Annotated in this window: 20 protein-coding genes and 1 pseudogene; 17 read left to right on the top strand and 4 right to left on the bottom strand. The window is 44.9% G+C overall.

Annotation, left to right across the window (positions count from 1 at the left end):
* Positions 1 to 177: 177 nt before the first annotated feature.
* The 7 genes from ACJAT7_RS01215 (at position 178) to ACJAT7_RS01185 (ending at position 12,249) form a co-directional block, all read left to right on the top strand.
* Positions 178 to 1,332: a diaminopimelate epimerase gene (locus ACJAT7_RS01215; protein ID WP_415224969.1), complete on the top strand. Its 1,155-nt coding sequence runs from the start codon at positions 178 to 180 to the stop codon at positions 1,330 to 1,332.
* Entirely contained in the window at positions 1,333 to 3,027 is a 1,695-nt protein-coding gene (locus ACJAT7_RS01210) for an MFS transporter (protein ID WP_415224968.1), read from the top strand.
* A 1-nt stretch (position 3,028) separates the two neighbouring features.
* Positions 3,029 to 4,618: a hypothetical protein gene (locus ACJAT7_RS01205; protein WP_415224967.1), complete on the top strand. Its 1,590-nt coding sequence runs from the start codon at positions 3,029 to 3,031 to the stop codon at positions 4,616 to 4,618.
* Between the two features lie 257 nt (positions 4,619 to 4,875).
* Positions 4,876 to 6,030: an ABC transporter substrate-binding protein gene (locus ACJAT7_RS01200; protein ID WP_415224966.1), complete on the top strand. Its 1,155-nt coding sequence runs from the start codon at positions 4,876 to 4,878 to the stop codon at positions 6,028 to 6,030.
* A 51-nt stretch (positions 6,031 to 6,081) separates the two neighbouring features.
* Positions 6,082 to 7,236, top strand: a complete 1,155-nt coding sequence (locus ACJAT7_RS01195; protein ID WP_415224965.1) for an ABC transporter substrate binding protein — start codon at positions 6,082 to 6,084, stop codon at positions 7,234 to 7,236.
* Positions 7,233 to 10,100 carry a cache domain-containing protein gene (locus ACJAT7_RS01190; protein ID WP_415224964.1) on the top strand — a complete coding sequence of 956 codons (2,868 nt, stop codon included), beginning with the start codon at positions 7,233 to 7,235 and terminating at the stop codon, positions 10,098 to 10,100. Before ACJAT7_RS01195 ends, ACJAT7_RS01190 begins: the two co-directional genes overlap by 4 nt.
* The gene (locus tag ACJAT7_RS01185; protein WP_415224963.1) at positions 10,078 to 12,249 is read left to right on the top strand and encodes a putative bifunctional diguanylate cyclase/phosphodiesterase; all 2,172 of its coding nucleotides are present in this window, start codon (positions 10,078 to 10,080) and stop codon (positions 12,247 to 12,249) included. The genes ACJAT7_RS01190 and ACJAT7_RS01185 overlap by 23 nt, the downstream gene beginning before the upstream one ends.
* Positions 12,250 to 12,343: 94 nt before the next feature.
* Here ACJAT7_RS01185 and ACJAT7_RS01180 read toward each other — a convergent pair whose 3' ends face one another.
* A complete protein-coding gene (locus ACJAT7_RS01180) occupies positions 12,344 to 13,249 on the bottom strand; it encodes a LysR family transcriptional regulator (protein ID WP_415224962.1) in 906 nt (301 codons plus the stop codon).
* A gap of 200 nt (positions 13,250 to 13,449) precedes the next feature.
* Here ACJAT7_RS01180 and ACJAT7_RS01175 point away from each other — a divergent pair, with 200 nt between their 5' ends.
* From ACJAT7_RS01175 to ACJAT7_RS01145, 7 genes are all read left to right on the top strand, one after another.
* Positions 13,450 to 14,397: a glutathione S-transferase family protein gene (locus ACJAT7_RS01175; protein WP_415224961.1), complete on the top strand. Its 948-nt coding sequence runs from the start codon at positions 13,450 to 13,452 to the stop codon at positions 14,395 to 14,397.
* A gap of 29 nt (positions 14,398 to 14,426) precedes the next feature.
* Positions 14,427 to 15,143, top strand: coding sequence for a pirin family protein (locus tag ACJAT7_RS01170; RefSeq protein WP_415224960.1), 717 nt, complete (start codon positions 14,427 to 14,429; stop codon positions 15,141 to 15,143).
* A gap of 475 nt (positions 15,144 to 15,618) precedes the next feature.
* Positions 15,619 to 16,011, top strand: a complete 393-nt coding sequence (locus tag ACJAT7_RS01165; RefSeq protein ID WP_415224959.1) for a type IV pilin protein — start codon at positions 15,619 to 15,621, stop codon at positions 16,009 to 16,011.
* A 22-nt stretch (positions 16,012 to 16,033) separates the two neighbouring features.
* Positions 16,034 to 16,471: a GspH/FimT family pseudopilin gene (locus tag ACJAT7_RS01160; protein WP_415224958.1), complete on the top strand. Its 438-nt coding sequence runs from the start codon at positions 16,034 to 16,036 to the stop codon at positions 16,469 to 16,471.
* A complete protein-coding gene (locus ACJAT7_RS01155; protein WP_415224957.1) occupies positions 16,468 to 16,878 on the top strand; it encodes a type IV pilus modification PilV family protein in 411 nt (136 codons plus the stop codon). Before ACJAT7_RS01160 ends, ACJAT7_RS01155 begins: the two co-directional genes overlap by 4 nt.
* Positions 16,879 to 16,881: 3 nt before the next feature.
* Positions 16,882 to 17,445 carry a PilW family protein gene (locus ACJAT7_RS01150; protein ID WP_415224956.1) on the top strand — a complete coding sequence of 188 codons (564 nt, stop codon included), beginning with the start codon at positions 16,882 to 16,884 and terminating at the stop codon, positions 17,443 to 17,445.
* 66 nt (positions 17,446 to 17,511) lie between these two features.
* On the top strand, positions 17,512 to 19,146 hold the full coding sequence (locus tag ACJAT7_RS01145) for a PilX N-terminal domain-containing pilus assembly protein (protein ID WP_415224955.1): 1,635 nt from the start codon (positions 17,512 to 17,514) through the stop codon (positions 19,144 to 19,146).
* 74 nt (positions 19,147 to 19,220) lie between these two features.
* Here the strand turns inward: ACJAT7_RS01145 and ACJAT7_RS01140 are convergent, their stop codons facing one another.
* The 3 genes from ACJAT7_RS01140 to queG all read right to left on the bottom strand — a co-directional run bounded on the left by ACJAT7_RS01140 (position 19,221) and on the right by queG (position 21,338).
* Complete coding sequence (locus ACJAT7_RS01140; RefSeq protein WP_415224954.1) at positions 19,221 to 19,622, bottom strand: DUF2750 domain-containing protein; 402 nt, start codon at positions 19,620 to 19,622, stop codon at positions 19,221 to 19,223.
* A 135-nt stretch (positions 19,623 to 19,757) separates the two neighbouring features.
* Complete coding sequence (locus tag ACJAT7_RS01135) at positions 19,758 to 20,087, bottom strand: antibiotic biosynthesis monooxygenase family protein (protein WP_415224953.1); 330 nt, start codon at positions 20,085 to 20,087, stop codon at positions 19,758 to 19,760.
* A 114-nt stretch (positions 20,088 to 20,201) separates the two neighbouring features.
* Complete coding sequence (queG, locus tag ACJAT7_RS01130) at positions 20,202 to 21,338, bottom strand: tRNA epoxyqueuosine(34) reductase QueG (RefSeq protein ID WP_415225019.1); 1,137 nt, start codon at positions 21,336 to 21,338, stop codon at positions 20,202 to 20,204.
* A gap of 73 nt (positions 21,339 to 21,411) precedes the next feature.
* Between queG and ACJAT7_RS01125 the strand changes: the two genes are divergently transcribed.
* The 3 genes and pseudogenes from ACJAT7_RS01125 to ACJAT7_RS01115 all read left to right on the top strand — a co-directional run.
* Positions 21,412 to 22,914: an NAD(P)H-hydrate dehydratase gene (locus ACJAT7_RS01125; RefSeq protein WP_415224952.1), complete on the top strand. Its 1,503-nt coding sequence runs from the start codon at positions 21,412 to 21,414 to the stop codon at positions 22,912 to 22,914.
* Positions 22,914 to 23,372 (top strand): tRNA (adenosine(37)-N6)-threonylcarbamoyltransferase complex ATPase subunit type 1 TsaE, encoded by a 459-nt coding sequence (tsaE, locus tag ACJAT7_RS01120; protein WP_415224951.1) that lies wholly within the window; start codon positions 22,914 to 22,916, stop codon positions 23,370 to 23,372. Before ACJAT7_RS01125 ends, tsaE begins: the two co-directional genes overlap by 1 nt.
* Positions 23,369 to 24,700: pseudogene (locus ACJAT7_RS01115) on the top strand (N-acetylmuramoyl-L-alanine amidase); the annotation flags it as partial. The gene tsaE and the pseudogene ACJAT7_RS01115, both read left to right, overlap by 4 nt.
* Positions 24,701 to 25,974: the final 1,274 nt, after the last annotated feature.

The following is a 25,974-nucleotide window of genomic DNA, read 5'->3' as shown; positions in this document are numbered from 1 at the left end:
ACAGGAGTTCAGCCTTGCCTCCTTCATTTATCTATAGCTGACAGAATTTTATACGGCTCATGTGAAAATCAGGTTATAGGTATACTATTGTTGAAATAGTGCTGCTGGAAACATAATAAAAACGACTTTGAGAGTTGTACTCAAACCACAAAAAAAGAAACCGGATACATACGCACAATGCAGTTGATCCCTTTTGTTAAATATACATCCTGCGGCAATAGTTTTGTTATTGTCGATGAGACCGAGCGGAATTTTCTCAGCGAGGATGAGATGTCTCGTTTTGCGTTTCAGGCGACCAATATAAGTTTCGGTGTAGGTTGTGATAATCTGCTGGTCATTCAACGTTGTAATGAATCTACACTGCAATCGATTGATCAAAGCAGGCCTTACTGGATCCAGCCGCCACAGGCTAAAAAGGCTGAATTCTTGTTTCGAATGTTTGAACCGTCGGGAGAAGAAGCGCTGTGCTGCGGGAATGGTCTGATGTGTATAGCGAGTCATTTGTTGCACCAACATGGCATAAGCTGTGCTTCCATAATGACAGAAATTCCTCTGGCAACACCTAAGGTTATCAAGATCGGTGCAGACCATGGTCTATCCGGTAGTTGGGTTAATCTCGGACATCCACGATTAACGCCACCGGAATTGGTGAACTATGAGTATGCAGGGCAAATTGCTCCGGCAATTCACCAGATGCAGGAACTGCTAGTTAAGTTCCGCGCCGATGACCTGAAAGCTTTCACAACCGAGACAGCGTTACGTATTAGGGCGTCCTTGGTGTTCACCGGTGAACCTCACTTGGTGATATTCCCCGATAGTGGCTTCTCAGTGCCGGAACTGGCGGAGCATATCTTTGCCGGTTCAGCTCATGGCGCGATGGCTGATCGTCGCGAAAGTTTTGGTTCCTGGCTGATCGAACATATCGGCAACTATATGAACAACCGGATGCGGCATATTTTCCCTGCGGGCATAAATGTTAATTTTGCCCGTCGTACGGATCCTGCAGTGATAGAAAATCGCTGTTATGAACGGGGCATCAATAGGGAAACTCTGGCTTGTGGGACCGGCGCGTTGGCTGTGGTGTATATCTATAGTCGAATGCAAAACCTGAATATCTCAGAGATTGATGTATTACCTCATCGTTGCCGTTGGCATGATGATCAAGCAAAAATTCGTATTAAACAGACTTCTGACGGGTGGCAGATAATCTCTAATCCGGTGATGTTATTTGATGCTTTGTACCGTCTGCCAGCTAAAAATAACGGGCAGGCTCAAGTGTTAAATAAAGGGCAGGATATCGTGGTTCCTGAAAACGAAAAGCTGGAGGTTTAAATGGTAATGACCAATTCCATCTCAACACGTCCAGGCACTATTACTGCATTGATAGTGTTGCCTCTGAGTCTGTTTATCACCTATCTACTGCTCAGTATGGGATCTGCTCTCTCTGACGATCTGACTTATCTTGCTCGAGGTGTGGGAGAAGCGGCAGAACTTCAGGCTGTGTTATGGTCTCTGTTGGCAGGTGTGTTGGTTCTGGCAATATTTAACCTGTATCGCCCGGCGGCTCAATTCTGGCTCGGACGCAAGCCTTTTGCTGGCATAGGTCTGGTACTGTCCGCAGCGCTACTTACGCTCCTTGGTCTCTATATAAACCCAAAGGCTATGTCTGGTGTCTTGCCTGAGTTGCTGGCTGCCGGAGTTACCGCTACCTTGATTGCTGCACTGATCTGTTTCGAAGTATCCTTTGTGTTGCTCTCTAGGCTAACCGCCCGGGCGAAGAGGACTCTGCCACAAAAGGAGGCAGTGGACTACCGGCTGATGCGGCCGGCGATCTTCGTTTTTCTGTTTGGGATAGATCTGTCGATGGCTTTTATTCCGTTGTATATGGGGAAGATGGAGCAAGATTTTTTCGGGTTATCACAAAATGTGCTGATGGGGCTGCCCATTTCAGTTGAATTTTTTTGTGTCGGTGTGGCGATTCTGCTGGCAGGCGTCTGGTTTGACCGGCGCGGCTGGCAGGAGCCTTTCTATGCGGGACTGGCACTGGCAACGCTCGGTGCGCTGTATTCCTGGATGGCTCCCGATGCCCTGCATTTCATCCTCTCCCGAGGGCTGGTTGGTTTGGGTTACGGCCTGGTACAACTATCCTCTCACGGCTTCGTAATTCGTAATACGGATAAATCCACCAAGGCTCAGGGAATGGCTCATTTGGCTGCCGGTCTCTATGCCGGCAGTATTTGTGGTGCTGCCACTGGTGCGGTGATGGCCGAGCATTTCGGTTACGAGGTAGTGTTCCTCAGTGGTGCGTTGATTATTATCTCAGTGGTGTTGTATAGCCTGCTGATACTGGGGTATCCCGCCACTACGCCAAGCAAGACAGAAACCGTGCCGGTAAAACATGCCGGTAAGTCGGTTTTGCGCCGCTTCCTGCTGGATAAACGGGTTCTGGCTGCAATTTTTTTCAGCAGCATGCCGGCGTCTATTGCCGTGGTTGGTTTTCTTAACTATTTCAGTCCGGTTTATTTGGATCGACAAGGTATCTCTGAATCCACTATAGGTCAGGTGCTGATGCTCTTTGGTGTCTGTCTGGCGGTGCTCGGCCCAAGAGTCGGGAGGTTGATAGATGCAACTGAAAATAAACAACAGCTGGTGTTGTTCGGCAGCTTGCTGGGTGCCGCGGCATTTCTTACTTTTAGTATCTGGGATGGGCTGCTGGCGACAATAATTGCTATTCTTTTATTGGGGCTTTCCAATTGTCTGGTGCTGTCGGCGCAGAGCGTTTTCCTGCTGAAACTGGATATCACTCAGCAGTTGGGGGAAGGCAAAGCGATGGGGATATTTCGTTCTACCAGCCGTATCGGCCAGATGCTTGGGCCGATCATTTTCGCCTGGCTGTTCCTGTTCGAGGATGTACGTATTGGTATCACTTATCTGGGGCTGGCGTATATCGTCATGGCACTCGTTTTTATCTGGTTGACAGGTCGTGATGTCGATCATCTGCAACAAATACAGGAAGGGACTCAGTAGTATGAACAACCAGAAGAGTGATGACTCCTTGATCGATCACTACATGGCAGAGATCAGGAAGCGACTGCCGGTTGTCGACAGAGCATTGGCGTTGTACGGTGATATGCCGCTGAGCGAGTATCTTAACGTGGTGACCGAAACCGCCAGCGAGCGCTATCAGTCAGCCGACGATCTCGGTGATGCTGTTTATGAATATGCCGCACCGCTGCTCGGTGAAGAAGCTGCCGCAATGGCGCGGGAAGAGCTTAAACAGAGTCCTGTGGTTCTGACGGCGAACCATCATGGCGTAGACTACTTCGCCCAATCAGTGCAGGGAACGCTGCTCTTCAGCCAGCGAAAACTGCCCGATGGTCAGAGGGCCAAGACGGTGCCGGTAATGGCTTGTGGTAGCATTTCCATGAATAACCTGACCTATCCGCGCGGGATGCTGGCTTATGATTGGCACCCAGAAAAAAAATCAGCTGTTATCACCAAGATACCGATCTTCTCGAACCAGGTGACAGGGAAAGCGGTTACCTGGGTACCTAACTATGATTCAGACTCTATCAAAAGAACGGAAAAGTCAGTGTTGCAGATGGTGCGGGAAAAGCGACTCTCAGAGCAGAGTGCAAACGTGATAATTGAGATCCTCCATAATGAGTATTTATCACCAGATTTACTTGCGCTCAATAAATATTCGGATCAGGCCGTTATACTGAATTCCCAGCTGTGGTCAAGGATGTTTGCCTCTATTTCTCCTCGCCCGGAGCTCCTTTATCTGGAGATGGAGAAGGTTTGCAGCATACTGTTGAAGAAGGATCTTATGAATGTTCAAAGTTTGCTCAGTTTTATTTTATTCGATTATGAACTACGCAAGATAGTGCTTACATCTCTTAATCAAGTTAAAGGGTGCTGGGTAAAAGAGGAGCTGGAGCAACGGTGGTTGGATAAAGATTGTCCACAAAAATTAAAATCAAAGTCTTGCGGAACATTTCTGTTCTGGTGGATTGATGAAGAGGGACGTAGGGTACCTTTACTTCCTATGAAAATACAAGGGCGTGAGCTATTAAGGGGAGTCGACGACCGAGGCAAGACAGTTGAATTGCTGCTTGAGAACAAGTCCCTTTCAGCCCTATTGGATACCGGACAGCTATTGCCTTCAGTGTTTGCCTGTTTTCTTGCAATGACATTGGCAAGAGGGATTACCTGTGCCGGGGGGTATTATCAAGCTGAATATCTAGCCTTGATGAAGCAGGGGCTTTGCAACGCGCTGAAAAATGTTCAGGGTTACGAGGAGCTTGCCGCTATCGTCGTTCAGGCAAGGACTGATTCCTATTTGTCAGGAATGCAGACAATAATGGCTGAATCAGGAGGCAATGGTGTCTATCCGTTAGGACCACTGGAGCTAATAGGTAAAAATGCTTTGACAGCAAAGGCGCTTTTACAGTTTGACAAAATAAGTGTTATAGAGGCTCATAGAGCTTCAATAGTTGATACATTCACCGATGCGGCCTCGGATATTCAAGTAAGTGAAGAGCAATGGCTAACTGTGGCCAGAGAGCTAGCAAAGAATGAATCATTGATAAAAGTCGCAAATTCATCTTATGGTTAGGATTGCGATCCTAACAGAGTGCTTGTGCACTTTCGTTGTGTAGACTAATAGATTGGACATTAAGAAAAAATCGGATTTAATTCATATTGTTATAGATCCGTGTTTTTATTCTTTCGGGGGACTATAATTTTCGTTATTAGGTGTAATTCAGTATTGTTTTACTCATTGATGGTAGTTTTTGATTACTTTCACATTAAATTCAAAGTCTGTTTTTAATTTTCTTTTTGCTTAAGATCCAACCCATGAAGAGGTCATAGATGATTAAGAAAATTGTGCTGCTATCACTTTATCTGATCGTAACGATCAGCTTTTCCGCAAAAGCTACTGATAGTCAGGAAGCAGATGCTGCTCCTGTAACCAATGAAGGAAAACCATGGCGTATTGGTTACTATGAGGGCGGTGAGTATATTGACTACCAACAGGAATTCGTGGCAATGATTCGCGCTCTTATGGATCTTGGTTGGATAGAGCCTAAAGCGATGCCTAAACTGTCTGGTGAAACCACCAAGCCTCTTTGGCACTGGTTGGCGAATGAGGTAAAAAGCGATTATATCGAATTTATTGAAGATGCTCACTATAGCGCATCATGGGATGATGAAAAGCGAATAGAAACAGTAGCTACCGTTTTAAAAAGGCTTAATACTAAGAAAGAGATCGACCTGATGCTGGCATTTGGGACTTGGGCCGGTAAGGATATGGCGGCAGGGAAGCATCATACGTCGACCTTGGTGGTTTCTACTAGTGATCCACTGGCCTCGGGTATAATTAAAAGCCTGAAGAACTCCGGAGCAGAACATCTTCATGCGACTATTGACCCCTATAGATTTGAGCGTCAGTTAAAGGTATTTCACGAACTAGTTGGTTTTAAGCGGCTTGGTGTAGCCTATGAGAATTCGGAGTTGGGGCGCAGTTATGCCGCCATAGAGTTTGTTGAAAAGGTCAGTCAGGAGAAGGGCTTTGAGATAGTGCGCTGCTATACCAAAAGTGATATCAGCGATAAGAAAACAGCTGAAGACAGCGTAGTTGATTGCTTTAAATCACTGGCTAAAAACGTAGATGCAATTTACGTAACTAACCAGGGCGGTGTCACAATGGATAGCATTCCCCGTTTGGTAAATATTGTCAACGAGCAGAAAATACCTACATTTTCTCAATCAGGAGAGCAAGAAGTTAAATATGGCTTCTTATTTAGCTTATCTCGTTCAGGTTTTCGTTATGTCGCTGAGCACAATGCCAACGTTATTGGAAAGATATTTAACGGCATGGCGCCAGGTGCAATACCTTTGATTTTTGAAGAGCCATTAAAAATAGCGATTAATTTGAAATCTGCAAAAATCGTCGGCTTTAATCCTCCACTTCTGCTGCTGGGGGCCGCCGATGAGATCTACCGCGAAATTCAGGACAGCAAATGATATGCAAAATCGCCCATTAATATTATCTGCAGGCATGGAGCAGCAGAAATAATGCAACAGATAAAAGGTTTTTTTATTTGGATGTTGTTGTGCTGCAGTTTTCTGGCAGTGAGTGTCAATGCTGCGGATTTCAGCAGTAGTCCGCAAGCTCAGCCAGAAAAACGCTGGCGTATCGCTTATTATCATGGCGGTGAGTACGCGTATTATTATGATTATCTGTATGCCATGAGCGAAGGTCTGAGCCGTTTAGGCTGGATCGAACCACTATCATTGCCTGACTTTGCCGATAAAGATACCCGAAAATTGTGGCTGTGGTTGGCGCATAATGTAAAGAGCCATTATTTGGAGTTTGTCGCGGATGGTTATTATTCAGCCGACTGGGATAATATTGCCCGGCAAAAAGTTCGCAATAGCCTGATCGCCAGACTCAATCAGAGCAAGGATATCGATATGGTTTTTGCTCTGGGAACATGGGCAGGGCAGGATCTGGCGAATAATCGTCATCGCGTGCCCACGGTTGTAATATCTACTAGTGATCCCCTGAGTTCTGGCATTATTAAAAGCCTGGATGATTCAGGTTATGACCATCTTTTTGCCAGTTACGATCCTGGGCTTCAGTCACAGCAGATACAGGTTTTTCATAAGTTGATTGGATTTAAAAAACTGGGCGTTCCTTATGAGAATACAATCAGTGGCAGAAGCTATGCGGGTATGATACTGATCGAAAAGGCATCGCTGGAGCTGGGATTTGAAATCGTGCCTTGTTATACCCTGAGTGATATTGCTGACCAACAGTTGGCAGATCAGAGCGTCCTAGAGTGCTTTGATAAGCTGGCACAGAAAGTGGATGCTATTTTCGTTTCCAGCCAAGGGGGAGTAAACGCCGGAACCATCCCCAAGCTTGTTGATATTGCTAATCGTTATGCCGTTCCAACATTCTCTCAGAATGGTCAAGAGGCAGTTCGTTATGGTTTCCTGCTAAGTCTGATCCGGTACTCTGGATTCAGGCCTGAAGGGATGTTTCTGGCTGAAAATGTCGGGAGAATTATCAATGGCGCCAAACCGCGCAATCTGAAACAGGTATTTAATGGTTCGTTCAGCATGGTTGTGAATATGAAAACCGCTGAAAAAATAGGTCTGTACGTGAATTCAAAGCTGCTTGCTACAGCGGATAAATTATTATGGACGATTGAGGTCCCAGAATGATGTTGACTTCGCTGAAATTTAAGTTTCTTGCGCTGATCCTGTTGGTGCTGGTGATGACCTCCCTGAGTACTTTTTACTTTACCCAACGTGATGTCGGCAGCGCTATGCTTCGGGCAGAGCAGTCATCAGCGGAAAATGTGCTGCAACTGGCGGATCTTAATATTCGCGGTAGTTATGATCAGCTGATCAGTGAAAAAATTGAGCTGTTAATGCAGTTAAAAGCGGAGATGGTACATACTGCCAATATAAGCAACTCTGTTCTGCACGAATTTATGCTGCTGAGCAGAGGTAGCCGTTTGTCGGAGGAGGAAACGCAGCAAAGAGCAAAGAGCTGGTTGCGTAAAGTTGGTTACGCTAGTGGTGAGCTTATGCTCTTTGATCACAATGGTAAGATCCTCGCTGCTAGTAAATCGGAGCTGGATGGGACGTCGATTAAAAATATTCGGGATGTTAAAGGGCGTTTGCTCTATCAAGCGATGCGGGATGAACAGTTGGGCCCGCAGGGGGATACGGCTATCTTTTCCTGGCAGAAACCAGGAGAGACAACGCAGGGGCAATTTATGGGGCAGTTTCTACCCGTCAATGGCTGGCCCTGGACCCTGGCTGTCATTGTCAACTTTGATAATGTTGAGCAAGAAAGCCTGCGTAAGATGGAGGGCATTATTGCCAGCCTGACCCAGACCTTTAGTAATATTCAGATAGCAAAAACCGGCTATGCTTTTCTCTTCAATGGCGATAAAGAGATCCTTATCACCCCTCCGGGAGAGAGCTTAGATAATTTTAATGAACAGTCTCTGCCCCGATACAGCGTAGTGCTGGATAATATTATTTCCGCAAAGGGTAAAAATGAAAACGCCATCAATTATAAGGATCCCTTTTTCGGTGATCGTGAAGTGGAAGTTTTTATCAGCTACTTTAAAGCATTTGACTGGTATCTGGGGGTGGTCGTTCCGGTGGCCGAAATAGAAGCGCCGGGTAAAAGTCTGATCAAACGGCAGAGTCTTGTTATCGGCCTGATTTCGCTGCTCGGTTTAGCTGCCGCACTGATTTTGGTGTTTCGTATATCCCGTCCGCTGAATACACTGACATCTTATGCTAACGCATTGCCTACACAGAATTTTAGTCAGAAAAACCCCGATACAATAAAAATTAAACGTCTGGCGATGGAATACCGTGATGAGGTCGGGCGCCTGGCAGAGTCATTTGTCTTTATGGAGGCATCTATTCGCCAGAATATTCAGCAGGCGCTGCATGAAAAAGAGATCGCAGAGAAAGCCAGCCAGGCAAAAAGTGAATTTCTGGCGACCATGAGTCATGAGATACGCACTCCAATGAACGGCGTGCTGGGTATGACTGATCTGGTGCTGGAAACAGAACTAAGCACAGAGCAGCGTCGTTTTATGGAAATGATCAAATGCTCTGGCTTCGGATTGCTGGAGATTATCAATGATATTCTGGATTTTTCTAAAATTGAGGCGGGTAAACTGCAGTTGGACAACCGCCCTCTGCAATTGCAGGAACTGATTGAAAATTTGCTTACTATGCTTAGCCCTCAGGCGGAAAAAAAGGGGTTACAGCTAAGTTGCCGTTTGCCCCGCGAGATGAACAGCTGGGTGTTGGGTGATGCGCTTCGCTTGCGTCAGGTCTTAACTAATCTGATCGGCAACGCGATTAAGTTTACTCACAGCGGCGAAATTTCAGTATCGGCGTTTATTGTTGATCAGTCGGCGGCTGAATTATCATTGCAGATACGGGTGCGGGATACTGGCATAGGTATTGCGGCTGAACATCAGGATCGGATCTTTAAGTCATTTTCTCAGGCTGATAGTTCGACCACCCGTCATTATGGCGGTACCGGGTTAGGTCTGGCTATATCCAAACAGCTAATAGAAATGATGGGAGGAAGCATCGGCTTTAGCAGTGAGTTAGGCCACGGAACTACCTTCTGGTTTGACCTTAAACTGAAAAAGACTGCTCAGACTTCGAGTGGTAATGCTTTGCCTGTAAGCGCTGTAGAGGAACAACAGATAGAACTGCAGGGTAAGGTGTTGTTAGTGGAAGACCATCCGGTTAATCAGGAATATGCTCTACAAGCGTTGATTGGTTTGGGTGTTGATGTGGATTTGGCCGGGAATGGGGTCGAAGCACTGAAACGATTAAAAGAGCAAAACTATGACTTGGTATTAATGGACTGTCAGATGCCTGAGATGGATGGTTATCGGGCAACGGAGCTGTTCCGTCAGGGAGAACAGGAAAACGGATCGCGGCGTTTGCCGATCATTGCTCTTACCGCAAACGCTATGCTAGAAGACCGGCAGCGCTGTATTAGTGCCGGTATGGATGATTATCTGTCCAAGCCCTTCAGTAAAGCACAAATCGCAATCCTACTACAGCGCTGGCTTCCTGATGCTTCAGGCTCTGTTGCAGTTGTTGGACCTGTGATCATTACAGAGCCGACTGTTGCCGATGCTGTTGAGCCTGCAATGGCTGTGGCCGATGCGCCGTTGCTGACGACGGCTATTGAGGAGCTGCGTGAGATGGATGATGACGGTCGTTTCTTTAATCGTATTATTGATGCGTATCTTACAAAGTCCCCTGTCGATATCGAACAGTTAAGTCAGGGAGTGACGCTCTCTGATGCTGAAATAGTGCGCAAGGCTGCCCATAGTTTCAAATCCAGTAGTTATAATCTGGGGGCTCATCGACTGGCTGAAATGTGTAAAACGATGGAAATGATGGGACGGGACAAAGATCTAGATCAGGCAATATCCCTGTGCGTCAGTATTGACGCAGAATACCAGCGGGTCCGGGAAGCTCTCATTAAAATTAAAGAGAATAATAATGCAGAAAATTCAGATCAATAGCGAACCCGTTGAATTGACCAAAGTATTAGTGGTTGATGATGATATCACTGCACGACTTCTGGCCCTTCAGGCGTTGGGCAAAGAAAATTTCGTTGTTATAGAAGCAGAAGATGGGATAGCGGCATTAGCGTTATTTCAGGCAATGCAGCCGGATATTGTACTGCTGGATGTTGCCATGCCGGGCCTGAACGGTTTTGAAGTCTGTCAGCAGCTGCGCCGTTTACCCTGCGGTAACTTAGTACCGATACTGATGGCGACAGGACTGGACGATATTGACTCGGTACGCCAGGCTTATGAAGCGGGTGCTACTGATTTTGTCACTAAACCGTTCAATTGGAAGATTCTGGCGCACAGATTGCGCTATATGGTAAGAGCCAGTGACACTACAGAGCAGTTACAGGAATTGCAGAAAAGTGAGTCACGCTTGGATAATGCACAGCGTATTGCTCGCTTGGGCAATTGGGAGTGGAATCTCAATAATAATGAAATTTACTTGTCAGAACAGCTTTATCAGATGCTAGAGATGCGTCGGGGAGTTACCAAGCTAAGTTATCGCGGTTTTCTCAGTAAACTGCCCCATGGCGAACGAAAGGAGTTCCGGCACTGGATTCATTGCCTGGTGCATGGTAATCAGAAGGATCTGCGCCAGGGCTGGAATCACAGTATTTCTCAGAGCGACGGCAGATACTTGGATGTACAGCATCAGGCTGAAGTGTTTTATGACGAAAATGGTGCAGCAAAGCAGGTCTCAGGTACCGTACTTGACGTGACTGAATTGAAACGGGCACAGAACAAGATCCTTCATATGGCTCACTTTGATAGCCTTACTGGATTGGCTAATCGCAATGTATTCCGGGAACGGGTAGAGGTGGCGATGGAACGGGCAAAACGGCATGGTCTCATTGGAGCCGTATTATTTTTGGATTTGGATAACTTCAAGAGAATTAACGATACCTATGGCCACAGTATAGGTGATCAGCTTTTACAAGAGGTAGCCAGGCGTTTAACCCACACTGTGCGCAGCAGCGATAGTATCTGTGATATGCATTTACACTCTGCAACAGATCTTAATATGATTGCCCGTCTCGGCGGCGATGAGTTTACTGTATTACTGCCAGAGATCCGGCATATAAAATCTGCCGAAAATGTTGCCAGACGAATACTGGATTCCATGGAGTTCTGTATTAACCTTTCTGGACATGAATTCGTTGTAACTTCCAGTATTGGTATTGCTATCTTTCCCGATCACGGAGAGGATGTTGAAAGCCTGCTTAAAAATTGCGATGCTGCAATGTATTGCGTTAAGCATGCGGGCAAGAATGGCTATGAATTATTTGTTAAATCTATGAATGTTGTGGTTAAACGTCGGCTGGAAATGGAAACTTGTTTGCGCCGCGCGATGGATGATAACGAGCTGTCGATCAACTATCAGCCTCAGGTGGATATTCAAACCGGGCGCATTATCGGTGTTGAAGCGCTGCTTCGCTGGAATAGTGCCGAGCTGGGAATGGTTTCTCCAGTTGAATTCATTCCGGTTGCTGAGGAGAGTGGATTGATTTCGCCGATCGGTGAATGGGTACTCAGAGAAGCGTGTCGGCAGATAAAAAAATGGCGAGATGACGGCTTGCCTGAGATCCGAGTTGCAGTGAATTTATCAGTACGGCAGTTCGCCAAACAAAGTATTGATAAACTTGTCTCCCAAGTGTTGTTAGAGACAGGCCTGCCTGTCCATTGTCTGGAGCTTGAGATCACCGAAAATATGTTAATGGACGATGTCGAGGGGTCTGTCGAGACCTTGCATAAACTAAAAGCCTTAGGTGTCTATCTGGCGATTGATGACTTTGGTACCGGCTATTCAAGCCTGAGTTATCTGAAACGTTTCCCGATCGATAAGCTTAAGGTTGACCGCTCCTTTATTACCAATGTGACGACTGATCCTGGAGATGCGTCTGTCACTCAGGCGATTATTGCTATGGCGCATAGTCTGGGGTTGACGGTGACAGCAGAAGGTGTCGAAGAGGTCTCTCAACTGGCGTTCTTACGTCAGAATAATTGCGAAGAAGTGCAGGGTTATTATTTCAGTAGGCCCCTGACTACAGGGGATATGGAGCATCTATTACAAAGCAGTAAAGGCTATCTCGAGGTTTGATACTAAGTTAATGGCGATTTTATAGATATCAAAAATGGAGATCATGGATATTCATCTTTATAATTTATAGACTGCAGGGGATTTTATTCATTTTTCAACACCTGATCTCAGCCTTTCTGGCGATCAGCATGTCACGAATCGTTTTTAATGCTTTGCCTTGATTAACGATTTTCCACGCTAAAAAAAGAGGTAGCGGCTGGTGAATTTCTGCTATCTGCAGTTCAATCAACTCGCCACTGTCTAAATACTTTTGAATACGCTGGCGCGGTAAAAAACCGCAACCGATACCTGCTAGCTGGGCATTTATCTTGTATTCTATGGTCGGGACATAAAAGAATTTATCTTCGCTTATCACCGCTGAGGTATTCGCTATCCATTGCCGCGCCGTATCGTGCGCGACAACTGCGCGGTGGGCTGCAATGATCTGATCGCTTAATGGTTGCGGCTGCCGGGTGAGTGGATGGTCTGAACTGACCACAAAAACAGGATCAAAATCGCACAGAGACAAGGTCTGAATCCCTTTTTGTTTGGGGATGGGATGGGATGCGCCGATGATCATATCTATTTTATCATCCACCAGAGACTCCCAGGCGCCGTTCATTATCTCCTCGCTAATATCTATCTCAACACTGGGATGCGATTTTAAAAATTCATTAAGCACAGAAAATATCACGTTGCTTTGTAATATGGATTCAATGGCAATATTTAATTTAGGCTCCCAGCCATTGGCGATGGTTTGAGTTTTCACCGTCAGTCGCTCTACGGCCTCAAGAATTAAGCGTCCTTCGCTGAGCAGGTGCTTTCCGGCGGGGGTTAACACTGATCGCCTTCCCTGTTTTTGAAAAATAGTGACCTGTAACTGCTCTTCCAGTTTTTGCACTATATAGGAGAGTGCGGAGGGCACTTTACCCAGTAGCTCGGCAGCGGAGGCATAACTGCCGCGTTTCTCAATTGCATCAAGTACGGTGATCGCTTCAAGGGTAATAGGCAACTGTGGCATCTTGGGGGACCTTATGGATTACAAAAAAAATTATTGTTCAAATATTTTGAACATATAGCATTAATTTAATGCCTTATTAAAAAAGAAGCAAATCCTATACTGTTGTTATAGAAAAAGAGCTTTATATCTAGGTTATTTGAAGATCCATCTGCGAATAATTTGGGTATAAAACCATTGGTATAATTGCTGGGGTTTGTAGTATGGGATTAATTGTAAAAGGTCAGTGGGTCGATAAGTGGTATGACACTGCAAGTAGCGGCGGGGAATTTATTCGCCAGCAAAGCCAGTATCGCAATACTATTTCCAGTAAGGCGGGCAGTCAATATCCGGCAGAGCCCGGGCGTTACCATCTCTATCTTTCACTCGCCTGTCCGTGGGCGCATCGGGCCTTGATTTTTCGCCAATTAAAGCAGCTGGAAAATATTATCTCGGTGAGTGTTGTTGAACCTGAAATGTTAGATAAAGGCTGGGTTTTTGGCGCGTCAGGTGATGAGCTATATCAGCTGAGTGAGCTCTCGGCGCTTTATTTAAAAGGCGATGAAAATTATCAGGGGCGCGTTACCGTGCCGGTTTTGTGGGATAAAAAAACACAAACGATTGTGAATAATGAGTCGAGCGATATTATTCGAATTTTTAATAGCGCATTTAATGAGTTAACGGCTAATCGGGATGATTATTATCCTGAGGCATTACGCGTAGAAATTGACACTGTTAATAGCCGGATTTATAACGATATTAATAATGGCGTCTACAGAGCCGGTTTTGCCACTACACAAGCTGCTTATGAAACCGCCTATTTACAACTGTTTACTACATTAGATTGGTTGGAAGCGCGTCTGGCCACACAGCGTTACTTGCTTGGAGATAAGCTCACCGAGGCTGACTGGCGTTTATTTACCACATTAATACGTTTTGATGCAGTCTATCATGGTCATTTTAAATGTAATCGGCAAAAGATCAGCGAATTTACTCATCTTAGTGGTTATCTTCGCGAGCTTTATCAAATACAGGGGATTAAAGAAACGGTCAATATGAGCCATATTAAAAACCATTATTATCGCAGCCATAGTTCCATCAACCCGACCGGGATTGTGCCATTAGGGCCCGATTTAGATTTTTGTGCCGCGCATAATCGCGCTTATTTATAGTATCTATTTATAGTTCATAAGGAGCAGTGATGATTAAACATATCCGCTATAACGACTTGGGGCGAGCAGATCATGGCTGGTTACAAAGCCGTTTTCATTTTAGTTTTGCAGATTATTACAATGTCCAGCGTATGGGGTTTGGCAAGTTACGGGTGATTAATGACGATCTTATAAAACCGGGTTACGGGTTTGATCTGCATCCGCACAAAAACATGGAAATAATCAGTTATATCCGCAGTGGGGTCGTTTCTCATCAGGATAGCGTAGGCAATAAAGGGCAAACAAAAGCGGGCGAAATTCAGGTAATGAGTGCGGGTTCGGGGATTCTTCATTCAGAATATAATTCAGGCATCGAACCATTAACTCTTTACCAAATTTGGATAGAAACGAATAAACCGGAAACGCAGCCGCGCTGGGAAACACAAAAATTCCCGATCCAGCCGGTGACAGACGATTTACCTTTATTAGTCTCCGGGTTTGCAGGCGAGCAAGAGCAGGCGTTATTTATTAATCAGAAAGCGCGTATTTTCGGTGGGCGTCTACAGCAGGGAGCAAAAATCAAGCAGAAGATAACAGTGCAAGCTTATATATTGGCATCGCAAGGGCGATTCGAAATTTCCGATAGCGAGTATTTGCAAACCGTTAGCCTCAATCAAGGTGATGGCGCAGAGGTGACAGAGATAAGAGAGTTAACCATAAAAGCATTAAGTGATTGTGAGCTTGTTTTAATTGATCTGCCTCGTTGATTGCTGAAATGATGTTTTTGTGCGCAGGTTTTTAGCTTGTGGCTGAAGTTGAAAAGCAAACGAATGTGGAACATATCAGATCTGCACTGTTTTGAAAGGGGAAAAATCACTTGTTTGCGCATCATCTTTTAAAGCATGTATAGCACATATCGGTAGTGTCATTTTTCTCTAAAGATTGCTGTAAGAGGGCCTCTAAGAACTAAATATATCCTATAATATATTTAGGGGAATTGTTAACTCGTTGTGTGGGGTCTGTAGGCGTTAACATTGACTTGGTTTTATTAACTTCACTGTTTTAGCATTAGTGATCTATTCCAACTTTAAATACTTGCAAAACTAGTGGCTAACTTAACCAAATATAGCAAGTGTCAATTAGTGACAACTATCACCCTTGCTTTTCTCCCTTATAAAACAACTTGCTCAGCTTTGGTGCTTATTGCAGGTATGAAATATTTTTAATGGGATATTTGCTGTTATGAAAATTAAAGGTTTTACCTTAATTGAACTGCTTATCGTGATTGCAATTATCGGTATTCTTGTCGCTGTGGCTTTACCGAGTTATCAATCCCACGTTCAAACTGGCAACCGCGTTGCAGCGCAGCTTGCCTTAACGAAAATTTCCCAGCAGTTTGAACGTACCAGTGCGCGTCAGGGGAATTATCCGGTAGGCACGGCCGGCTCTGCGATTATCAATGGGGTCGATAGGCCCGATAGCTATACTTTCACACTATCAAGCAGTGCCGTCGACACCTTTACGATTACGGCGACGCCAGTTGCTGGCGGTATTAACGCAAGCGATAAGTGTGGCACGCTCAGTATTGATCAAACCAGTAAAACAACCGCTAGTTCCGGTAGTGACTGCTGGTAATTATAGGAAATAATATTATTCAATGAATAATTCACAAGGGCTGACATTACTCGAACTGTTAATTGTAATGGCTATTGTGGCTATATTTGCGGTGATTGGTGTACCCAGTTTTAGCTCCTTTGTGGCCAAGGAACGACTTGCAGTTGCGACGAATGAACTTTATAACGGCTATCGTTTTGCGCGTAATGAGGCACTGAAAACATCGAGTTCAATGACATTAGATGCTGTTTCAGGTGACTGGTCGCTGGGCTGGCAGGTAAAAAATAGCGCTGGCACTGTGCTTTTTGAAAGTAAAGTGCCGCATTCAAGTATCACGGTTTCAGCGAGTGCTGTGACAGTTAAGGGGATGGGCTCGGTTAGCAGTGCAGTTAATTACAGTATTACCGATGCTACTGATACAAACTGTATTCTTATACTTACAAGCGGACAAAGCAAATCACAAAACGGTAACTGCCCATGAATAAGAGAACAAATGGATTTTCCTTATTTGAAGTGCTGATCTCTATGTTTATTACGGGGGTCGCGTTATTAGCGTTAGCTAAGATGGATATTTATATATTGAAATCATCACAATCCAGCTTTAATTATACGGTTGCAACGATCCGCGCTAATAGCTTTATTGATTCGGTATGGCTTGATTTATGTAAGGTACAGACTAGCGGAACGGGCACTTATGAAGCTATTCGCAGTAACTGGTTAAGTGAGTTAAGTGCCGCGAATATGACGGCTGATGCCAATTATCCTCCTGCTACCTATACACAGGAGACGTCGGTCACTATTAGTTGGAGCGATTCACGTTTCACTGATGACGATGCCAATAATAAAGTCACTATGGATGTTAAATTTCCTGATAGTGGTTGCGGGTAGTATATGAAATTTGAATATGCGGATCGTTTTAAAATGAAAGTCAGACAAACTGGATTTACACTGATTGAGTTGTTGGTTGCTATGCTGATAAGTTTAGTTTTAATCTTTGCCTGCACATCACTGTACAGCTCATTAAAAAGTAGTATTACTCTTGCGCAGGGGTTAGCGACGGCACAAGAGTCATTACGTGGCTCATTTTATTTAATGTCCCGCTCAGTACGTCAGGCGGAAAAATACGATATCACCGGTACTAGCGGTGCCGTCTTAACCACTACCTATGCGCCAACGAGTAATACTGTATACAGTTGTTTGGGACATACTGTTTCCTCCGCAGGGGGGACTGACACCTTTAGCTTGGTTGGTGGTGATCTCTCTTGTGATGATGGCATTGCTAACGAATTAATTGCATTGGGTGTTAGCTCTATCTATTTTGAAAACATTACCGGTACTAATGGTGACGGAGTAAAAGTGACCATAAAAATAGAGGGGATGCCGGACTCTTATGCGAGCGGGCTTTCTTTTGCACTGGCATTGCGGCAAAAAGTATTATTAGATATTACCAATTAAAGCGCGTTATTTTGTAAAAAAAGTGACTGAATATTTATTTTAACTATGTAATAAAAAGGAGCCACTATGAAACAACAATCAGGATTTGTACTGGTATCTGTGCTTATCATTACCACTATTACCACTATGCTGGCTTTTTCTCAAATTAATGAAAATAGACTGCAGGAGCGCATAAGTGGTAATCAGCAGAAAGAATTAAATGCACGACTAGCAGCCGAAAAAGGGCTGTTTACCGCTTTTGAATATATAGATAGCAGAAATAAAGCGAATGCTAGCAATGCGCAGATATTAGCTGAACTGAATGGCTGGTCCGTACCAACGGATGAGCATTACTCTTTTCCGGAAACAATTGAGCTTGATGCGACAACTCATACCTTTACCTTGTTAAGTAAGGGAGAGGTTAACGGTGCCATCGCTTATTTAAAAACACAAATAGTCGCAAGTGAAGAGATCGGCAGTAGTCTTTTTGATGATGCGGTTGCGGGCTGTGAAGGCGTTGCGATTGGCAGCGGCGGCGGACTTGTTGATAGTTATAACTCTCAAAAGGGGGACTATGGCGTAGTTTTGGCAGATGGAACGGTTAATAAATCGAATAATGGCAGTGTCGCAACCATCGAGGCAGGTGCGGATATTGAGCTGTCGGGGACTGGAAAAGTCTATGGAGATATAGTTTCTAACGGGAACATTTCAACCGGAACGTCATCGGCAACTGAAATAACCGGAAATATTACGGCAGCTGGAGACATCCAACTTAAAGATATTACTAGTGGTGGCGATATACACGCAGGTGGTGATTTCCAATTCCAGGCATTAACGGCAACCGTTGCAGACACAGCAATGACGGTTGGAGGTGATATTTCCGACAAAGGTTCTAATACCATTGGCGCGGGTGTACAGGTGACCTATGGTGGCGTCGATAATACGGGCAAGTTTGGCTCTCCGACTAGCGGAATTGTTGCGCCTGATACTGATTTGGGTGAATGTGATTCGATTCATATCGCGTCGGTTATGACTAATATAACGGAGGAAATAACCGCAGAGAGTTTATCTGCCGCGAGCTCACCGATGTCATCCGGGAATGCATTTATATTCACTGATGACTCGGTCTCAGCTGATGGCGCTGCAATAGCGGGCGTCTCATCAAGCACCTTAGATGCATTAGGTGTGGACGGATTCGGCGTAGTTGATGAAAATACCAAGGTACTGATTTTTGATGAAGACTTTAATATAACAGGTAAAACAATTGAGATTAACGGCAATGTGACGCTTCTGATAAAAGGAGATATTGCTATAAAACAGGCAATATTTTCATTTACCGATCCGGCTGTAAGCTCATTAACCATTATTACTGACGGCAAGATTGATATTGATACGCTTACGGAGATGTTCAGCGGCGAAACCGTAAACGCGCAAGGAAACCCACCATTGACCATCTATTCCTCGTATGAGAGTGCTAGCGAGGATGATTATGCACTTGAGATCACATCTAATGCTGATATGTATACAAAACTGTATGCCCCCTTAGGGAATTTAGCATTGGGCGGCGGAGCTGAAATCATGGGCGCGGTACGCGGAAAAAATGTGACGGTCAGTGCAGGAACTGCAATTCACTACGATGAAGTCCTGTCAGATTTTAATGATAGTATAGAGACAGAGGCAATACCTGCCTCATATTCCTCTGTTTATTACCATTATGAGTGATAGTCATTAAAGAAAGTATCTTAGTCAATGAACTGTCGAGGTGGTTGCGGCCACCTGATTGGAAAAGTACAAGGTTATTTTTTATGCGCTATTTTTTTAGCCTGTTGCTGCAGTTCAAAATCAAATTCATCAGGAAAGAATATAAGGCCTTCACAGCTTTGATCGGGAAAAACCACAATTGCCAATTCATCATCCTCTAAACCATGTGTCCAGCGGTTATGCCATTTTTCCAGTGAAATAGATTTGGCGCTGCAATGAGACCATTCCTCTGTTGCCCAAGCTTGTGCAAATTCTTTATTTGGCCAAACTGGGACACAATCTTCATCCTCGGTATTGAGCATTACACAGCCGTGCTCATCAACCAATAACCAAATTTCTCTATTTTTAACCACTTCTTTAATAAGATAGGTATAACGCTGCTGCGCGTCATATTGTTGAATTTTTTTGATTTGCTGATCGCTTAATGAGTCACTCATAATCGCTGTTCCTGTACATAAAAAATCTTCAATGAACAGGATAATTGAAAATTGCGGGTACGTCTGTATATTTTTGAAAGCGGATAAGGATTACGTTCGTTATCCGTATACTCAAACTACTTCAAGATGCATCAACTAAGGTAGCAGATGTGGATGTGACAGTTCTGTTGCCATTAAGTGATCCAGCATAGGCACCATCACAATGGGATCATAAGCCTTGCTGATCGCATTGATCATTTTAACACGCGCTTCTTCATGTTTATCTTTTAAATTCTGCGCGTTGATGAAATGTTCCTCGCTGATCCATTGACTGTAAGAGAGCCAGTGATTGTCTTTTGTTTTGTGTAGCCGGGAGCCAAGAGCACCATATTTTTCAATATTGCGGTGGATTATTTCAGACCACCCCTCTTTAAAAGGTTGTTCACAACCGGGTTTGATTTCCCAACGAAAAAGTACGGCGATCATAAAACCTCCAAACTGTGGCTGACAGATAGTTATGCAGTACATAAGTCTTTTCTACAATGGCATTTATGTCAAGTTAACAGGGGATAAAAGCCTGAAAACCTCAGGTTTTTGTTATTAGGCATCCCGTGGCAGCCCTTTTTCAATCGCCTTGACCAGTCGCATGCTAAGGCGCTCATTGACTATTGGAATCTGCTCTTGATGCTGGGCGAGAGCCCATTCAATATGTTCATTCACTAGTTCGGAGTCACTATTCTGCAGTTTATTCTGCAGTGCGCTAATCAGCACCGTACTTGTTGGGGCATTACCCAATGCAACCGCGATATTGCGTAACCAGCGCTGATAACCGATGCGCCTAATTGGCGACCCCTCTGTGTTGCTCAAAAATTCAGATTCAGTCCAACTAAAGAGATCCAATAAAGGCTGTTTTTCAAGTTGCTGGCGCGCTTGATAGTCTTTTTCCTCAGTGGGACTGGCAAAACGGTTCCAAGGGCAAATTAATTGGCAGTCGTCACAGCCATAAATTCGGTTGCCGATTGCTTTACGAAACTCAATCGGAATGGCGCCTTGCAGTTCGATAGTGAGATAGGAGATGCAGCGCCGTGCATCAACAATATAGGGGGCAACTATCGCTTGGGTCGGGCAAATTTTAAGGCAGGAAACGCACGAGCCACATTGGTTTTCGACTGGCTTGTCAACGGGTAAAGGCAGAGCAACCATTAATTCGCCGAGGAAAAACCAAGAGCCAGCTTTCGCATTGATTAAAAGAGAGTGTTTACCTACCCAGCCAAGCCCTGCTTTTTCAGCAAGCGGTCGTTCTAATACTGGCGCGCTGTCAACAAAGGGGCGGTAGCTAAACTGACCGACTTCCTGCTCAATTTTTTGCCCTAACTGTTTGAGTTTTTTACGTAACACTTTGTGGTAATCACGGCCCAGCGCATAGCGGCTGATATAAGCACTGCTTTTATCTTTGAGGGTACGTGCAAATGCGGCATTTTCGGGCAGGTAATCCATACGCACAGAAATCACCCGCAGCGTGCCCGGATGAAGTTCAGCTGGGCGCGCTCGCTTCATGCCATGTTTTTCCATGTAGTCCATTTCACCCTGATATTTTTTATCCAACCACTGCTGTAATTTGCTCTCATGCTGTTTGAGATCGATATCTGTGATACCCACCTGTTGAAAACCTAGAGCTTTGCCCCATAGTTTGATATTTTCAGACAGAGCAACTAAATCGAGCTGCTCAATTTCCAACCTGTTTTTAATTGCTGAGCTTTCAACTATATTTGTAGGACTTGTCATTTGTACTCTCAATAGGACGATAACCATGCTTTCTGATCAGATAAAAACTAAATGCACTTTACCACATTCTTTATACCGTGCTCAGCAGATCAAAGATTTTGAAGGTGAAGCGGCGGCCTTGGCCGGAATTACCTTATACAGTTTGATGGAACGAGCCGGGCAGGCTTGCTATGACGTCTTCAACACCCATTTTCCCGATGCCAGGCAGGTCTTGATTTTATCCGGCAAAGGTAATAATGGTGGTGATGGTTATATATTTGCGGCCTTAGCTAAAAATGCCGGCTTATCTGTGCAGTTATGCCAAATGGGCGTTCCTGATGATTTGAGCGGTGATGCACTGCTGGCCTGTAGTGCATGGCAAGCCAAGCAAGGCGTGGTTGAAGGAATTGAACAAGCCGACTTTGAAAAAGCCGATATCATTGTGGATGCCTTATTGGGCACAGGTTTATCCGGCGCTTTGCGGCCGGAATATCAGCGTTTGATTTATAAAATAACTGCAAGCGGTAAACCCGTTTTGAGTGTGGATCTTCCCTCCGGCCTAAATGCCGATACGGGTGCTGTCAGCGACGTTGCAGTCAAAGCAGATGCAACAATAACGTTTGTGGGGTTAAAACAGGGGTTATTTACGGGGCGAGCAATTGATCATTGCGGACAAATCTATTTTTCAGGACTGGGTATCACTAAGCAGTTTGACTCTTTATGTTCAAGTAGTGTTACACGGATCTCATATCAAGATCTAAGTGATCGGTTAACACCCCGCAGCCGCACCAGTCATAAAGGTTTTTTTGGTAAGACATTAATCTTAGGTGGCAATCTGGGGATGCCTGGCGCGGTGCGTTTAGCTGGCGAAGCGGCTTTGCGCACCGGCTCCGGTTTAGTCAAAGTTTTAACCCGGCAAGAAAATCAGCTAGCAGTCATAGCAGGGCGTCCTGAATTAATGGTGGCAGATTTTGATCTAAACAAGATAGATGACAGTGCGATTCGCGATTGGGCGACAAATTTAGTGATTGGCCCCGGGCTTGGCAAAGATAATTGGGCAAAAATGCTGTTAGACTTTGTTTTGGCAAGTGATTTACCGACCGTGGTTGATGCCGATGGTTTAAATCTGCTGGTGGATAAACCCGCTTGGAAAGACACCTGGATTTTAACGCCACATCCTGGTGAAGCTGCGCATCTACTGGGCTGCTCAATCAGTAAAGTAGAAGACAACCGTTTTAGTGCGGTGCGTAATTTGCAGCATAGTTTTGGCGGCGTGGTTATTTTAAAGGGGGCCGGCACATTAATTTGCGACGGTAAACAAACCTATCTGGCCAATGTGGGCAATCCAGGTATGGCAAGTGGTGGCATGGGGGACGTGCTTTCTGGTATTATAGGTGGTTTATTAGCACAAGACTTAAACTTACAGCAAGCGGCAACGCTTGCTGTGTGTATTCATGGTCAAGCAGCCGATTTAGCAGCGCAGCAAGATGAACGCGGCTTATTAGCCAGTGATCTGTTCCCTTATATTAGAAAATTAGTTAATCCATAATGTTAAATTTGTTTAAAGAAGAATTGCTAGATGCCGATCAGACGGTTGCTTTTGGCGGAAGATTAAGTGCGGCTTGTGATGAGCCTACCTGTATCTATCTGCACGGTGATTTAGGTGCGGGTAAAACGACCCTATCACGTGGATTTATCCAAGGTTTGGGTCACCAGGGAAATGTGAAAAGTCCTACCTATACTTTGGTTGAACCCTATGAGCTCGCGGATTGGCAAGTTTATCATTTTGATCTGTATCGTTTAGGTGATCCTGAAGAGCTTGAGTTTATGGGCATTCGTGATTACTTTACCGATAGCAGTCATTGTCTTGTGGAATGGCCTGAACGTGGTGAGGGTATTTTACCCAAACCGGATATTGATTTAACACTGTCTTATGTTGGTCTGCAGCGAACCGTCGAGCTGCAGGCAAACACAGAGATTGGTTTACGAGTTTTAAATAAATTATGAAATTAAACGCACGTTTTTTTATCCGTTCTCTGTTTTTGCTGACGTTGTGTGCAGCAGGTTTTTTCACGCTTGCCAGTGCCGCGCAAACCAATCAATTGAAAGGGGTGAGGGCATGGCCTTCGCCGGATAATACGCGTGTTGTTTTAGATCTATCCAGCAAACCCGATTATAATATTCATTATTTAAAGCGGCCTGATCGTGTGGTTATCGATCTTAAATCAACCACCAGTCGAATTAATTTAAAAAAAATCATCAATGATGGTCCTTTGGTTAACAACTTGCGTGAAAGTGCCAGCAACCAAAAAGGAACTTATCGGTTAGTTGTCGATCTCAACCGAGCCAGTGAAGCGCAAATATTTACACTGCCCCCTGAAGCACCTTATGGTCACCGTTTAGTGCTCGATTTACCGCATCAGCAATCGACCAGGAAGCCTATTGTAAAACCGCAGGCAGCGCAGTCGGTAGGACGAGATATTATAATCGCCATTGATGCCGGACATGGAGGAGAAGATCCTGGCGCCTTGGGTAAATATACCTACGAGAAAAAAATAACGTTGGAAATAGCGAAGCGATTAAAAAAGAGAATTAATCAGCAAAATGGGATGAGTGCTTTTCTAATTCGCACGGGCGATTATTTTGTAAATTTGAATAAGCGTTCAGCGATTGCGCGCAAGGGAAAAGCTGATTTTTTGGTGTCAGTTCATGCGGACGGTTTCACTTCAAGCCGACCTTATGGCGCCTCTGTTTGGGTCCTATCAAACCGTCGCGCCACCACAGAACTTGGCCGTTGGATGGAAAAACATGAAGCGCATTCCGAACTTTTAGGAGGGGCTGGTAATTTGATTCAAGACTCAAGCAGCGTACCCTTTTTAACGGAAATGTTTTTAGATATGTCTATGGGGAATGCCATGGATGTCGGCTATAACGTTGGTAGTTTGGTGGTCAATGAATTAAAACAAGTTACTAAACTGCATAAAAAAAGGCCCGTTCACGCGAGTTTAGCGGTATTAAAATCACCCGATATCCCTTCTATTTTGGTAGAGGCGGGGTTTATTACCAACCGTGCAGAGGAGAGGTTATTAAATAAACCGAGCCATCAAAATAAAATTGCCAATGCCGTATTTAATGGGATTTATAAACATTTTACAGAAGCGCCACCGCAACAAACTTTGTTTGCACAGAAAAAACGTGCTATCAAACATACGGTGCGTGGTGGTGAATCGTTATCAATATTAGCTGCGCGTTACAGCGTCACTACAAAAGAGTTGCAAGAATATAACAATTTAAAATCCAGCTCGTTAGCGATTGGTCAGGTGGTAAAAGTACCACCTAACTATCAGCTAGTCGTGAAGCAAGATCCTGTCCGGCAGTTTGCCTCGGTGCCACAAAAAGCGCGTGTTCATCAAGTTAAACGCGGCGAGTCATTATCTGTAATTGCCAGCCGTTATGACACGACTACAAGCGCCTTAAAAAAATATAATAATCTGCGCTCCACCTCGTTAGCTATTGGTCAGAAAATCCAAATTCCGGGAGGCTTTATTGCGCTAGCGCCGCAACCTAAATCAGATCTGCTGGTTATTCAACTGCCCTCTGTGCATCGCGTTACAAGGGGCGAATCGTTATCGGTAATTGCCAGCCGTTATCACACTACAACGGATGCCTTAAAAAAACATAATAAGCTGCGCTCTACCGTTTTAGCGGTTGGTCAGAAAATCCGAATCCCGGGAGATGCCATTACGCCCACACCTAAAACGACTGTTGTGGTCAGCAAGCCGCCATCTGTGCATCGCGTTACAAGCGGCGAGTCGTTATCGGTAATTGCCAACCATTATGGTACAACGACAAGTGCCCTAAAAAAACATAATAATCTGCGCTCAAGCTCGTTGGCGATTGGTCAGAAAATTAAAATCCCGGGAGATGCTGCTGCGGAGTCTAACGCGGATATCGTGGTAAGCAGACAACCCTCTGTGCACCGCGTTGCAAGGGGTGAGTCGTTATCTGTGATTGCCAGCCAGTATGACACTACGATGATACTATTAAAAAAACACAATGATCTGCGCAGTACCGTTTTAGCCGTCGGTCAGAAAATTAAAATCCCGGGAGATGCTGTTGCGGAGTCTCACGCGGATATTGCGGTCACAAGGCTGCCATCTGTGCATCGGGTTGCAAGCGGCGAGTCGTTATCTGTGATTGCCAGCCAGTACGACACTACGATGAAACTATTAAAAAAACACAATGATCTGCGCAGTACCGTTTTAGCCGTCGGTCAGAAAATTTACATTCCGGGAGATGGTGTTGCGGAGTCTAACGCGGATATTGCGGTCACAAGGCTGCCATCTGTGCATAGGGTTGCAAGCGGCGAGTCGTTATCTGTGATTGCCAGCCAGTACGGCACTACAATGGATATATTAAAAAAACACAATGATCTGCGCAGTACCGTTTTAGCCGTCGGTCAGAAGATTTATATTCCGGGGGATGTTGTTGCGTCAGATCCTCAGGTAGATATTGCAGTCACAAAGCAGCCGTCTGTGCATAGGGTTGCAAGTGGCGAGTCGTTATCTGTGATTGCCAGCCATTACGACACCACCACTAATATATTAAA

The organism is Psychromonas sp., assembly GCF_047632995.1.
Classification (GTDB): Bacteria; Pseudomonadota; Gammaproteobacteria; order Enterobacterales; family Psychromonadaceae; genus Psychromonas.
This window is presented reverse-complemented; position numbering and strand designations above follow the sequence as displayed.